This is a genomic window from Brevibacterium marinum (assembly GCF_011927955.1).
Lineage (GTDB): Bacteria > Actinomycetota > Actinomycetes > Actinomycetales > Brevibacteriaceae > Brevibacterium > Brevibacterium marinum.
The window spans coordinates 3994677-4008535 of record NZ_JAATJN010000001.1; the positions used below are offsets into that span (position 1 = coordinate 3994677).

Below are 13859 nucleotides of genomic sequence, written 5' to 3' on the forward strand. Positions count from 1 at the left end.
TACGCAAGAATATGAGCGGCCCTGCGAATTCGCAGGGCCGCTCATGCGACGGGGATGCTCGAGGGAGAGAGGGGAGGCTGTCGGCCGGTCAGGCCTTCTGCACTGTGATCGTCCAGCTGGCGTCGCCGGTGCGGTCGAAGTGGGTCACGGGGTAGCCGTTCTCCGCCGCCCACTGGGGAATCGCCTCGGTGGCCTGGGTGCAGTCGAAGTTGATGACGAGTTCATCGCCGTTCGTCAGCTCGCCGATCGCGTCCTTGGCCTCGACCAGGGGGAACGGGCAGACGAGTCCGTTTGTCTCCAGTACCTGTTTCATACGCTCCTGCTCTCTGCAGGCTGCGCGGCCGCTGACCGCGCTCCCGACTTGATGGTGAATTTCGCGGCGACTCCTGCGCCGACGATCATGAAGAAGGTCGCGACCCAGCCCTGATACTCGAACTGTGCGGTCGAGACCATGGCGTTGCCGACGGTGCATCCGCCGGCGATCGCCGCACCGACGCCCATGCCGACTCCGCCGAAGATCGATTTGACCACGGTGCCCTGATCGGGAACCCGAATCCGGAATTCGCCCGAGGCCTTCGCCGCGATGAACGAGCCGACGAGGATGCCGATGACGAGCATGACGCCCCAATCCACGAGCGAAGCGTCGCCGGTGGCCAGGTAGCCCGTCAGGTTCGCCGAGGGTGTGGTGATCCCCAGGCCCGAGTTGCGCCCCGTTGCCGCCGACAGCGGCCAGGCGATCGTGGCGATGATGCCGATGACCACGGCCGTGGCGAACGGATTCCAGCGCTTCTCCGTGAGAAGGTGGGCCAGGCCCTTCTTCAGCGGCGGCAGGGTCGCCAGAGGAGTCGTGTTCTTGCGGTTGTGATGGACCGCGACCCAGACGGCGATCGCCGACAGGATCGCGACGAAGACCCACGGGCTCAGACCGGTCGAAGCCTGGAGAGTCCCGCTCTCGACCGTGATCGAGCGCAGGCCCTCGGTCACCGAGGCGCCGGGGCCCAGCTTCATGACCGCAGAGGTCAGCGCATAGAAGATCAGCGCGAACCAGCTGCCGACGAGGCCCTCACCAGCTCGGTAGTAGGTGCCGGTGGCGCATCCGCCTGCGAGCACCATGGCGAAGCCGAAGATGAGGCCGCCGATGATCGTGGCCAGCCAGGGGAACGGCGAGGCCTCCAGCGTGATGACGCCCAGCGCATTGAGTCCGAACAGCCCGATCGAGTGCACGGCGATGAGGACGATGAGCGCCGAGAACCACCGCGTGTTCCCGGTCAGAGTGAGGTCGCGGAAGGCTCCCGTGACGCAGAAACGTCCTCGCTGGAGGACGAATCCGAGTGCCAAACCGACGATCAGTCCGGTGATGATCATTCATGAGCTTTCTGCTTGTAGTCAACTGGACGCCATGACGACTGGTGCATATGTTGAGCGAAATATCGCCGAGGTGGACGATGGAGTCGCTCAAACTGCACTTGGCCATAACCGCAACCCTTATTCTGCTCAACAATCTGACGATTCGTCAACAACATCGTCACGTTCCCGGAGCAATCCGCGTTCGCGTCATCCGGAATCTCATTCATTGAAAACTTCCTCGCCTTGTGTCAGTGACTGGGCGCACACTGAGAGGACGAATACGGCAAGGAGGCCCAGGTGCCAGAATTTCAGACCGACGTCGCGATCGTCGGAGCGGGTCCAGCGGGGCTGCTGCTCGCCCACACGCTGCACAATGCAGGGATCGACTCCGTCGTCATCGACAACCGCAGCCGCGACGAGATCGCCCACACCCACCGTGCGGGCATCCTCGAAGCGGGGTCCGTGCGCATGCTCGAGGCCGAGGGCATCGAGTCCCGGGTGCACACCGCCGGCCACCGGCACGACGGCATCGACATCCGCGTCGACGGCCTCAGCCACCCCTTCGACTTTCCTGACCTCATCGGCGAATCCGTCTGGCTCTATCCGCAGAACGAGATCTTCGTCGACCTCTCCGCTGCCCGCGAACGCACCTCACGCCCCACCTTCTACTCGGTCGCCGACACCGCGATCGGCGACATCGAGACCGAACACCCCTGGGTCACCGCAACGACCGAGGACGGCGAGGATCTGTCGATCACCGCCCGCTACGTCATCGGCTCCGACGGGTCCCGCGGCCCCTGCCGGGCGATGATTCCGGCCGAGACGAAGCAGCGCTTCTTCCACGAATACCCCTTCGCCTGGTTCGGCATCCTCTGCGAGGCACCGCCCAGCCACGAGGTGCTCATCTACTCCCGGTCCGAACACGGCTTCGCGCTCATCTCCCAGCGCAGCGAGTCCGTGCAGCGCATGTATTTCCAGACCTCCCCCGACACCGAGGTCTCCGATTGGTCCGATGACCGAATCTGGTCAGAGCTGCAGGCCAGGGTCGACGGTCCCGACGGCTTCGAACTCAAGACGGGTGCGATCATCGACAAGAACATCCTGCCCTTCCGTTCCGCCGTGACCGAGCCGATGCAGCACGGTTCCCTGTTCCTCGCCGGCGACAGCGCCCACACCGTTCCACCGACCGGAGCCAAGGGCCTCAACCTCGCGTTCGCCGACGTATCCGTGCTCGCCCCGGCCCTGATCTCGGCGCTCAGGAACTCCGACGCCGAGGCGCTGGCCGGGTACTCGCAGACCGCGACGAAACGGGTGTGGAAGGCTCAGAACTTCTCCTACCAGATGACCCGGATGCTCCACTCGGACCCGAGCCAGGATGCCTTCGAAACGAAGCGCAGCCTCGGCGAGCTCCACTCGATCCTCGACTCCGAGCACGGCAGGCGCTACCTCGCCGAGTGCTACACGGGTTGGCCGAAGGGCTGAACACTTCCACGATGAACTTCCAGCACCGAGAAGAAAGGTTCGACCATGGGTGCACAGAACCCCTCCGGCCCGGATGACGCGGCCGAATCGCAGCAGACCCTGTCTGCCGAAATCGAAGCGATCGAGACCGAGCACAGGAACGCCGTCGCCGCCGGCACACCAGCCGAGACGCAGCCGCGCCTCGACTACCCTCCCTACCGGTCCTCGATCCTGCGACATCCGACGAAGGACCCCCGACACACGGATCCGGAGACGATCGAACTCTTCTCCCCTGCCTTCGGCCACCGCGACCTCGCGAACCTCGAGTCGGATCTGACCGTGCAGGCCGGCGGCGAACCGATCGGCGAACGCATCAAGGTCACCGGCCGTGTCCTCGACGGCAACGGCCACCCCGTGCGCAATCAGCTCGTCGAGATCTGGCAGGCCAACTCCGCCGGACGCTATATCCACAAGCGCGACCAGCATCCGGCTCCCATCGACCCCAACTTCACGGGAGTCGGCCGCACCCTGACCGGTGATGACGGCTCCTACTCGTTCACCACGATCAAGCCCGGCCCCTACCCCTGGAAGAACCATCACAATGCGTGGCGACCGGCCCACATCCACTTCTCACTCTTCGGCTCCGAGTTCACCCAGCGCATGATCACCCAGATGTACTTCCCCGGCGATCCGCTGTTCTCACTGGACCCGATCTACCAGTCGATCACGGACCAATCGGCCCGCGATCGCCTCGTCGCCACCTACGACCACGACATCACCGAGCACGAGTTCCTCATGGGCTACAACTGGGACATCGTGCTCACCGGAGCCAACCGCACCTGGATGGAAGAAGAGGACGATGACTGACGACAAGCTCACTGCGACACCCGGCCAGACCGTCGGCCCGTTCTACGGCTACGCCATGCCGTTCCCCGGCGACAACGAGCTCGTCCCCCCGGGTAAGAACGGTGCCGTCCAGCTCCACGGCTACGTCTACGACGGGGCCGGCGCCCCCATCCCCGATGCGATCCTCGAGATCTGGCAGCCCGACGGCAACGGCACCGTCCCCCGCCGTTCGGGGTCCCTGCGCCGTGACGGATTCACCTTCACCGGCTTCGGGCGCAACGAGGTCGACCCTCAGGGGCGCTTCGTCTTCTCCACCGTTGATCCGGGGCCGACCGAGGCCGGAAAGGCATCGTTCATCAGCGTCGTCATCTTCGCTCGTGGATTGCTCAACAGGCTTTTCACCAGGATCTATCTCCCCGAGGACGCCGAAGCTCTGGCCGCGGATCCGCTGCTGGCCTCCCTCGATCCTGCGGAGAGAGATCGTCTCATCGCGACTCGTGAAGCTGACGGATCACTGCGATTCGACATACGGTTGCAGGGTGAGGACGAAACTCCGTTCCTGCGGTTCCCCGGTCACGAGGACTGAGACGAGCGCGAGGACCGGGATATCGCGACTGCCGACCACCGGAGAGGACACATCATGACCGACACCGTTGCCCATACGCGTCACCTGTTCGCCCCCGGCGACCTGCGAGGCGCCGAGGCCATCGACGATGTCGCCCTCGTGTCCGCGCTCGGCGACGTGGAGTCCGCGTGGATCAACGCCCAGGCACATGCCGGGCTGATATCCGCCGACGCCCGCGCCGAGGCGGTGGCCGGGATCGAGGCCACCACTCGATCGCTGCTGGCCGACGCCTCCGAGATCGAAGACCTGGCCGCAGGGTCCGAACCCGGCGGCAACCCGGTCATCCCCTTCCTCCAGGCGGTCCGTTCGCGACTCGGCGAGGATGCCTCTCGAGCCCTGCACAAGGGCCTGACCAGTCAGGATGTCTTGGATTCGGCGCTCGGGCTGCTCATGTCCCGCGTCGCCGGCCAGACCCATGCCCGCCTCGACGTCATCTGCGAACTGCTCGTCGGCCTCTCCGCGGACCACGCCTCGACCGTGTGCCTGGCCCGCACGCTGACCCAGCCGGCGCTGCCCACGACCTTCGGGCTCAAATCCGCGGCCTGGGCGTCCGAAGTCCACGAGGTTCAGAGCCTGTCCCCGCGCATCGACTACGTGCAGGTCGGCGGTGCGGCGGGCACCCGGGCCGCGATCCGCGAGTTCGCGGGGACGCAGACCGAGACACTGCTCCGCGAATTCCATGTCCAGCTGCGCGGACCGGATGCCGCACTCACCAACATTCCCGTGCCCTGGCACACCGACCGTGTGCGAGTCCTCAACTGGGCCTCCCACCTCACCCAATGCGTGACCGTCGGCGCCTCGATCGCCCGCGACGTGCTCATCGGCACCCGACCCGAGATCGGCGAGCTGAGCCTGGCCTCGACGGGCGGCTCCTCGGCGATGCCGCAGAAGCTCAATCCCACCTCGGCGGTCCTCCTCCACCGCAATGGAATGCGCGTTCCCGGCCTCATGGCCACACTGACCTCGACCGCCGCCGAAGCGATCGAAGAGCGCTCCGACGGAGCCTGGCACGCCGAATGGCCGGCACTGTCCGAGCTCATGGGCCTGGCGGTGTCCTCCCTCACCATGCTCCAGACGATGGTCGAAGGCCTCAGCGTCGACCCCGAGGCGATGCGCGGCAACGTCGAGGCCGCCAGTCCCGGGATCTTCGCCGAGCGGCTCGCCATCGCCTTCGGCGACCGGCTGACGAAGACCGACATTCAGAACATCGTCGCCCCGAGCAATGACCCTGTGGCCGCGCTCAAGACCGCATTGGACCAGCACCCCGCCGATGCTGCGGACGGGGACGTCGACCTCGCCGGCTTCTTCTCTCCGAAGAACTACCTCGGCGATGCCGAGGACATCCGCCAGACCATCATCGCCACCATCAACGGCCCCGAGCCCGTCTCGCCGGGCCTGCTCCCCTTCGCCTCGAGAAAGTGACCTGACGTGGAACTCACCGCAACCGTCCTTGCCACACCGATCACACCTGACACCGAGAACCCGCGCGTGCTCGTCGCCCTCCCCTCACTGGGCACCTCGGTCGGCGCACTGTGGCAGTCCGCCGCCACGCACCTCGCCGGCGTCGACCCGACGACGACCGTCATCGGCATCGACCTGCCCGGCCACGGCCGCTCGGCCCCCGTCGACGTCCCCGCGGGGACGTCCGAGGTGCCACGGCTGACGATGAGCGACCTCGCCGAGGCGGTCCTGACCACCATCGACCGGGTCCTTCCCGATGTCGCCGCGTCCTCGACGGAGACGGGCGACGCCCGGATCGTCCTGGCAGGGGACTCGATCGGCGGTGCGATCGCGCTGCAGTTGGCCCTCGACCACGGAGACCGTTTCGAACGCGCCGCCGTGTTCTGCACCGGCGCGAAGATCGGTGAGGCCGGCGGCTGGGAGGAGCGCGCGGAGGTCGTCGCGACCTCGGGCACGCCCACGCAGGTCATCGGCTCGGCCCAGCGCTGGTTCGGCGAAGGCTTCATGGATCGCGAACCCGAAGCCTCGGCCGCGCTGCTGCACTCCCTGCAGGACGCCGACCGCACCTCCTACGCCGCGCTCTGCCACGCGCTGGCCCCCTTCGACGTGCGCTCACGGCTGCCGGAGATCAACCTGCCGGTCCTCGCCGTCGCCGGATCAGAGGACCAGCCGACCCCGCCGACCAAGCTCGCGGAGATCGCCAACGGCGTCTCCGGCGCGCTCCTCGAGATCATCGAAGGTGCCGCCCACCTCGTGCCGGCAGAGGCACCCGCCGTCGTCGCCGGTCTGCTCCATGACTTCATGGACGGAAACGGCACGAGCACGGGTGGGCATGCCGCCTCGGCGGATCTGCCCACCGCTTCCGGCCCACGCGAAGCCACCCGGGATGATGTGCGCGAAGCGGGGATGGACGTGCGTCGCCAAGTCCTCTCCGACGCCCACGTCGACCGGGCGAACGAGAAGGTCGATGACTTCACGGCAGATTTCCAGGACCTCATCACCCGTTACGCCTGGGGCGAGATCTGGACCCGTCCGGGCCTGGAGAAGCGCATGCGCTCGGCGATCACTCTCACCGCGATGATCGCCGGCGGCCACGAAGCCGAACTCGCGATGCACGTCAAGGCGGCAGTGCGCAACGGGCTGACCCGCGACGAGATCAAGGAAGTCCTGCTCCAGTCCGCCATCTACTGCTCGGTGCCCAGCGCTAACACCGCGTTCTCCGTGGCCTCGCAGGCGCTGGCCGAGATGGACGCCGAGGGCTGAGCCACCGCTGTTCAAATGGTCACATTATGCCCTCCGGGCTATCGGCGGCCGACACTTGGGCAATAGGCTTGTTCGGTTGCGGTGAATAGCACGGTCAGACCCTGACCTCGGGCTCCATCGCTGTCCGGATAATCCCCTCAGTCGAAGGAACGACATGAGTGACGCCCCAGTGTCCCGCCGAGTCTACAAATTCGCCGTCTTCGCACTCGCGATCGGCGCCTTTGCGATCGGCGTGACCGAGTTCGCGACGATGGGCCTGCTGCCCCACATCGCCCGCGAACTCGGCATCACCGTGCCCCAGGCCGGTCATGCCGTGTCGTTCTACGCGATCGGCGTCGTCGTGGGCGCTCCGCTGATCACCACGATCGCCGCGCACATGGACCGCAAGCTCCTGCTGCTGGTGCTCATGGGCCTCTTCGCACTGGGCAATCTCGCATCGATGCTCGCCCCCGACGCCACCCTGTTCAACATCGCACGCTTCGTCAGCGGGCTCCCCCACGGCGCCTACCTGGGCGTCGGCGCCATCGTCGCCTCCTCCCTCGTACCTGTCCATCGGCGCGGACGGGCGATGTCGCGCGTCATGCTGGGCCTGACGATCGCGAACATCGTCGGCGTCCCGGTCGCCACGGCACTGGGCAATATGCTCGGCTGGCGCAGCGCCTACGCCCTGGTCGCATCACTGGGGCTGCTCACCGTCATCATGGTCGCCGTCGGTGTGCCGCGGGTCCGGCTCGGCGGCGTCCCCTCGGCCCGCGGTGAGATGAAGGCGCTGGGCCGCCGCCAGATCATCCTCACCCTCGTCGCCGGCTCCGTCGGATTCGGCGGAATGTTCGCCGTCTACACCTACATCACCCCGACCATGACCGGCGTCGCCGGTGTGCCCGAGGTCGCGATCCCCTGGGTGCTGGCCGTCTACGGGCTCGGCATGACGGCCGGATCCCTCATCGCGGGCCCGCTGGTCGACAAGTCGATCGAGCGTTCCGGCATCGGCGGCATGATCCTCTCCGCCCTCGTGCTGTCCGTCTTCGGCGCCCTCACCCACATCGCGGCCGTCGCGATCATCGCCCTCTTCCTCATCGGCATCGCCGGTTCGATGATCACGACCGCCCTGCAGATGCGCCTGCTGCGCGACTCGCACGACGCCCCGAGCCTGTCAGCGGCCATGAACCATGCCGCGTTCAACCTCGCCAACGCCCTCGGCGCCTGGCTCGGCGGAATCGTCATCACCGCCGGCCTCGGCTACCGCGCCCCCGCCTGGGTGGGCGTCGGCCTGTGCCTGCTCGGGCTCATCGTCCTCATCATCGCGATCGTCCTCCGCCGAGGCGAGACCTCCAGCCGCTCGACCGTCGAAGTCTGAGACCGGCGGGCTCTGACCGCCCATCACAAGCCGATTACTCGGACGTGCAAACAATCTCGCCTCCTGAGACCGTCGGGGCGCGGTTGCCGAGACAAGAGTAGTGTCGAGCAGTCGTCGTTCACCCCGTGCCCGGCGACTTTCATCTGACACGAGCACCACCCGCCCGTGCCTTCGTCTCTCTTTCACAGCGGAGCACAACAGGACATGTCCACCGATACACAGCCGGGCTCGCCCGACGCGCAGCCCGACGACGCCGCCCTCGCGGCGACCCGGAAGAACAACACCCGAGGCAAGGTGCTGACCGCTTCGATGGTCGGCACCACGATCGAATTCTTCGACTTCTATGCCTATGCGACCGCCTCGTCGCTGGTCTTCCCGGCCCTCTTCTTCCCGAGCCAGACCTCGACGACGCAGCTGCTGAGCTCATTCGCGATCTTCGGGGTCGCCTTCGTCGCCAGGCCCCTCGGCTCGATCATCTTCGGCCATTTCGGCGACCGCATCGGCCGCAAGAAGACACTCATCGCCTCCCTGCTCATCATGGGCATCGGCACCTTCCTCATCGGCCTCCTGCCGACCGCGACCACGCCGGGCTGGATCGTCCTCGCTCCGCTGCTCCTCGTGCTCCTGCGCTTCTGCCAGGGTGTGGGCCTCGGCGGCGAATGGTCGGGTGCGGCGCTGCTGGCCACCGAGAACGCCCCGAAGGGCAAGCGCGCCATCTGGGGAACGTTCCCGCAGCTGGGCGCACCCGTCGGCTTCATCATCGCGAATCTGCTCTTCGTCGCGCTCAACGCCTGGACCTCCCCCGAAGCCTTCCTCGCCTGGGGATGGCGCATCCCGTTCCTGCTCTCGGCACTGCTGGTCGCCGTCGGGCTCTACGTCCGTCTGTCCCTCATGGAGACTCCGGCCTTCCAGCTTGTCGCGCAGAAGCAGCAGATCTCCAAGGCCCCGATCGGCCGCGTGTTCAAGACGAGCTGGAAGCCGCTGCTCCTGGGCACATTCATCATGCTCGCAACCTACGTGATCTTCTACTTCATGACCGCGTTCACCCTCACGTACGGAACGTCGCCGGCCACCACGGGCCAGGCGAAGATGGCCGCCGAGGCGGCCGGTAAGACCTTCGATCCCGTCGGGTTCGTCGCGGGGCTGGGGTATTCGAAGAACGAGTTCCTCACCTACCTCATCATCGGCGTCGTGTTCTTCGGCATCTTCACCGTCGTCTCGGGCCCCTTGGCCGAGAAGCTGGGGCGTCGGAAGATGCTCCTGGGCGTCACGGTCCTCATCGCCGCCTACGGGCTCGTCGTCAACGCACTGTTCAACGCGGGAACGCCCGGCGTCATCATCGCCCTCATCGTCGGCTTCATCCTCATGGGACTGACCTTCGGACCGATGGCGGCCTATCTGCCGGAGCTGTTCCCCGCGAACGTCCGGTACACCGGCTCGGCCGTGTCCTACAACATGTCCAGCGTCATCGGTGCGGGGCCGGCCCCGTTCGCCATGGTCGCCCTGTGGCAGGCCGAGGGCGGAACGATCTTCTGGTGCGGCCTCTACATCGTCGGCGCGGCAATCCTCACCCTCATCGCCCTGTTCCTGGCCAAGGACACCTCGGATCTCGACATGGAGGCGGAGTTGAACTGAGCCGAAGCAGCAGGTATTGCCTGACTCCGGTCACGCGACATGCCCTAGGATCGAGACGAAGACGACCAGCCTCGGGAGGATGACCATGGCGCTTCCGCCGCAACTGCAGCCCTTGATCGGCACGTGGCTAGGCTCCGGAACAGGCCACTACCCCACGATCGACACCTTCAGCTATACCGAAGAGCTGGTTTTCCGCGAGGTCGGCAAACCCTTCCTGGTCTATCGGCAGCGCACGTGGTCGCCAGAAGGCCAGCCCATGCATATGGAAACGGGGTACCTGCGCAGCTCCACTCCGACGTCCGTCGAATTCACGCTGGCTCAACCGACCGGTCAGACCGAACTGGCCGAAGGCGCCCTGACCTCCACCGAGGAAGGGCTGATCCTCGAGCTGCAGTCACCACAGGTCCTCGTGGCCACCTCGGCGAAGTCCGTCCAGGCAACCGCGCGGACCTACCGGTTGACGAAGAATCAGCTGGCGGTCGACTTCTCCATGGCCGCCGTCGGTGTGGATATGACACACCACCTCCATTCGGACCTGCACAGAGCAGAAGGCTGAAGAACGCCCCGGGCGATGACTGCCTCGGCGAGACTCAACACTACGATTTGGCAACGACCGCCTCGGCGAGGCCGAGATGGTCGGAAGTGTGACTCAGCACACGGTACGATTCTTTCCAGACGTTGCTCAGACTTCGATCTCGGGGCAACACCTGTTTGTGACATCGATGTCACCACACCTCTGGAGGAATGATGAAACGACGCCTGACCCTGGCGACAGTGGCCGTCGGCGCCATGCTCGCCCTGTCCGCATGCGGTGGAGGCGGCGATGAAGCCGCAGCCACAGCCGAAGGCGGAGTCTCCGTCGTCGAAGACGGCAAACTGACGACCTGCACCCACCTGTCCTACCAGCCATTCCAGTTCGAGAAGGACGATAAGGTCGTCGGGTTCGACGTCGACGTCGTCGATGCCGTGGCGAAGAAGCTCGGCGTGGAACAGAAGATCGTCAACACACCCTTCGAAACCATCACCACCGGTGCTGCCTTCAACCAGGGCCAGTGCGATGTGGCGGCTGCGGCGATGACGATCACCCCGGAACGTGAAGAGGCCATCGACTTCTCCGAGCCGTACTTCGCGGCGAATCAGGCGATCCTGACCAAGGGCGACAAGACCGCGGAGAATGCCGACGCACTCAAGGGCTTCAAGGTCGCGGCTCAGGCGGGAACGACGGGCCTCGACTACGCGACAGAGAACTTCAAGGACGCCGAGGTCATCACCTACGAAGACCTGCCGCTGTCCCTCCAAGCACTGAAGAACGGTCAGGCCGACGCTGTCATCAACGACAACGGAGTCCTCTACGACTATGCCGCGACCAACGACGGCTTTGCGGTCGGCTTCGACATCGACACCGGCGAGCACTACGGCATCGGCATGAAGAAGGGCAATGCCGAGATGAAGACGGCCATCGATGACACCATCAAGGAGATCAAGGACAACGGCGAGTACGACAAGATCTACGAGAAGTGGTTCGGCGACGCGCCCAAATGATCGCTGACGAGCAGGCGGTCGGCCCCGGCACCTTCGCCGAGGCTGACCGCCTTCTCGCGTGGGGGCTCGCGCCTCCCGCCACCGATCAGCACACGCGGAACGACCACCGTCAGATCCGCAGACACAGTCGAAGGACGTCACCCATGTCTCCCACACCTGCGGCCCCGGACCGGGGCCCGACCGGCTCCGCAGCCTCCGCCCCCAAGCAGAAGATGAGCAAACGCCAGAAGGCAAAGCTCTCGCGCGGGATCCAATACGGCATCCTCATCGTCATCGCCGCCGTCATCGCATTCGTCGCAGACTGGCCCACCCTCGTCGATACGTTCGGGCGCCTCGATGTCGCCATCGGAATGTTTCCCGATGTCATCACCAAGTCGCTGAAGAACACCGTCGTCTTCACCTTCCTCGGCTTCGTCCTGGGCCTGATCATCGCGATCGTCCTCGCACTCATGCGCCTGTCCTCGGTCGGGGTCTATCGGTGGCTGGCCTTCGTCTACATCGAGTTCTTCCGCGGCCTGCCCGCCCTCGTCGTCTTCCTCGTCATGGGCTTCGGCCTCCCGGTCGCCTTCCCCGGCTTCGCCCTGCCGCAGCTGATCACCATCATGATCGCCCTCGCCCTCGTCGGGTCGGCCTATATGGCCGAGACCATCCGCGCCGGAATCCAAGCAGTGCCGAAAGGCCAAGTCGAAGCAGCGCGATCGCTGGGCATGTCGTCGACTCGTGCGATGATCACGATCGTCCTGCCGCAGGCGATGCGCATCATCCTGCCTCCGCTGACCAATGAGCTCATCCTGCTCACCAAGGACTCCTCGCTGGCCTATATCCTCGGCTCCTCGGTCGACGGGCGCGAGCTGGCCGCATTGGCCCGAGCGGAGATCGTCAACACGGCCAACCTGACCCCGTTCATCGTCATCGCGGTCTGCTATCTCGTCATCACGATCCCGCTGTCCTATCTGTCGCGGGTGCTCGAACGCAAATACGGTTCTGCCGAGCCAGGAGGAAAGCAATGACCACGGCCAGGATCATCTCGATCAAGAACCTCAAGAAGAGCTTCGGGGCGAATCAGGTACTGACCGACATCAACCTCGAGGTCGACAAGGGCGAGGTCGTCTGCGTCGTCGGACCCTCGGGTTCGGGCAAGTCGACGATGCTGCGCTGCATCAACACCCTTGAGACGCCGACCGGCGGTTCGATCGTCGTCGACGGCATGGACATGACCGACCTCGACCTCGACATCGATGCCGCCCGCACCCGCATCGGCATGGTCTTCCAATCCTTCAACCTCTTCGGCCACCTCACTGTGAGGGAGAACCTCACCGTCGCCCAGATCAAGGTGCTGGGGCGCTCCAAAGCAGAGGCCGACAAGGTCGCCGAGGCGAACCTCGCAAAGGTGGGGCTGTCGGAGAAGATCGAAGACAAGCCCGCATCTCTGTCCGGCGGTCAGCAGCAACGCGTGGCGATCGCACGTGCCCTGAGCATGGATCCCGACGTCATGCTCTTCGACGAGCCCACGTCCGCACTCGACCCCGAGACCGTGGGAGACGTCCTCCAGGTCATGCGCAACCTCGCCGAGGCGGGAATGACGATGGTCGTCGTCACCCACGAAATGGAGTTCGCCCGGCAGGTCGCTGACCGTGTCATCTTCATGGACGGCGGGTACGTCGTTGAGGCCGGCCCGGCCAAGGAAGTCATCGGCAACCCGGCCGAACAGCGGACGAAGGACTTCCTCGCTCGCGTCCTCAATCCCGGACAGCTCGGGTAGCGGCGCGGACCCACCTCACATCCATGCGGCAATGTTATGCGGCAAGCTTGATGAGCATGCCGCTTCTGCCTCGCTGTGCGATCTCACCGTGCTGATCGATGAGGGTGAACTCGCGGCTGACGATGCCCTTGTCTCCGGCGGAGACCACTCGTCTGCCGACGATCTCCATCTCCATCGTCACGGTGTCGCCGATGTGCAGCGGTTGCAGAAAATTCCAGTCGTCGAGGTTGGTCATCGCGATCGCGGAACTGGTGAACCAGCCCGCTTTGTCCATGAGCCCGGTGACGACTGCGATTCCCAGGACCCCGTGCAGGAGTCGCTGTCCTCCGTCGGCTCTCGAGTACTCAACATCGGAGTGCACCTGATTCCAGTCTCCGGAGAGCATTGAGAACATGGTCAGGTCGGCCTCCGAGAGTGTCCGCGAAGACGATCTGTACACCTGACCGACCGCCAGGTCCTCGTAGTACAGGCTGTGATCGGTAGAGATGACATTTCGTTCCGGCGACCGCATCGGAGTCGTCCTCTGATCGTCCCTTGTTCCTTCGGCCACTGGCTGTTCC

14 protein-coding genes are annotated in these 13859 nt (G+C 65.4%); 11 read left to right on the top strand and 3 right to left on the bottom strand.

The genetic code is table 11. The features are described 5' to 3' along the window. Positions 1–88: 88 nt before the first annotated feature. Both BKA07_RS17960 and BKA07_RS17965 read right to left on the bottom strand, forming a co-directional pair. Complete coding sequence (locus BKA07_RS17960) at positions 89–313, bottom strand: sulfurtransferase TusA family protein (RefSeq protein ID WP_167952408.1); 225 nt, start codon at positions 311–313, stop codon at positions 89–91. Then, positions 310–1365 (bottom strand): YeeE/YedE family protein, encoded by a 1056-nt coding sequence (locus tag BKA07_RS17965; RefSeq protein WP_167952410.1) that lies wholly within the window; start codon positions 1363–1365, stop codon positions 310–312. Before BKA07_RS17965 ends, BKA07_RS17960 begins: the two co-directional genes overlap by 4 nt. A 279-nt stretch (positions 1366–1644) precedes the next feature. Between BKA07_RS17965 and BKA07_RS17970 the strand changes: the two genes are divergently transcribed. From BKA07_RS17970 to BKA07_RS18020, 11 genes are all read left to right on the top strand, one after another. Continuing rightward, entirely contained in the window at positions 1645–2829 is a 1185-nt protein-coding gene (locus tag BKA07_RS17970) for a 4-hydroxybenzoate 3-monooxygenase (RefSeq protein ID WP_167952412.1), read from the top strand. Between the two features lie 45 nt (positions 2830–2874). Then, a complete protein-coding gene (gene pcaH / locus BKA07_RS17975; protein ID WP_167952414.1) occupies positions 2875–3675 on the top strand; it encodes a protocatechuate 3,4-dioxygenase subunit beta in 801 nt (266 codons plus the stop codon). Next, on the top strand, positions 3668–4240 hold the full coding sequence (pcaG, locus tag BKA07_RS17980) for a protocatechuate 3,4-dioxygenase subunit alpha (RefSeq protein ID WP_167952416.1): 573 nt from the start codon (positions 3668–3670) through the stop codon (positions 4238–4240). Before pcaH ends, pcaG begins: the two co-directional genes overlap by 8 nt. A 54-nt stretch (positions 4241–4294) precedes the next feature. Continuing rightward, positions 4295–5701 carry a lyase family protein gene (locus BKA07_RS17985; RefSeq protein WP_167952418.1) on the top strand — a complete coding sequence of 469 codons (1407 nt, stop codon included), beginning with the start codon at positions 4295–4297 and terminating at the stop codon, positions 5699–5701. A gap of 66 nt (positions 5702–5767) precedes the next feature. Then, entirely contained in the window at positions 5768–7003 is a 1236-nt protein-coding gene (gene pcaDC / locus BKA07_RS19985; RefSeq protein ID WP_483413668.1) for a bifunctional 3-oxoadipate enol-lactonase/4-carboxymuconolactone decarboxylase PcaDC, read from the top strand. Between the two features lie 154 nt (positions 7004–7157). Further along, a complete protein-coding gene (locus BKA07_RS17995) occupies positions 7158–8360 on the top strand; it encodes an MFS transporter (protein WP_167952421.1) in 1203 nt (400 codons plus the stop codon). Between the two features lie 204 nt (positions 8361–8564). After that, positions 8565–9995 (top strand): MFS transporter, encoded by a 1431-nt coding sequence (locus tag BKA07_RS18000; protein ID WP_209044022.1) that lies wholly within the window; start codon positions 8565–8567, stop codon positions 9993–9995. An 85-nt stretch (positions 9996–10080) separates the two neighbouring features. Further along, on the top strand, positions 10081–10551 hold the full coding sequence (locus tag BKA07_RS18005) for a heme-binding beta-barrel domain-containing protein (RefSeq protein ID WP_167952422.1): 471 nt from the start codon (positions 10081–10083) through the stop codon (positions 10549–10551). A gap of 191 nt (positions 10552–10742) precedes the next feature. Continuing rightward, positions 10743–11537, top strand: a complete 795-nt coding sequence (locus BKA07_RS18010; RefSeq protein WP_167952424.1) for a transporter substrate-binding domain-containing protein — start codon at positions 10743–10745, stop codon at positions 11535–11537. Between the two features lie 212 nt (positions 11538–11749). Continuing rightward, positions 11750–12547 carry an amino acid ABC transporter permease gene (locus BKA07_RS18015; protein WP_167953380.1) on the top strand — a complete coding sequence of 266 codons (798 nt, stop codon included), beginning with the start codon at positions 11750–11752 and terminating at the stop codon, positions 12545–12547. Next, a complete protein-coding gene (locus BKA07_RS18020) occupies positions 12544–13299 on the top strand; it encodes an amino acid ABC transporter ATP-binding protein (protein WP_209044024.1) in 756 nt (251 codons plus the stop codon). The genes BKA07_RS18015 and BKA07_RS18020 overlap by 4 nt, the downstream gene beginning before the upstream one ends. 34 nt (positions 13300–13333) lie before the next feature. Here the strand turns inward: BKA07_RS18020 and BKA07_RS18025 are convergent, their stop codons facing one another. Further along, the gene (locus BKA07_RS18025) at positions 13334–13849 is read right to left on the bottom strand and encodes a MaoC/PaaZ C-terminal domain-containing protein (RefSeq protein ID WP_209044025.1); all 516 of its coding nucleotides are present in this window, start codon (positions 13847–13849) and stop codon (positions 13334–13336) included. Positions 13850–13859: the final 10 nt, after the last annotated feature.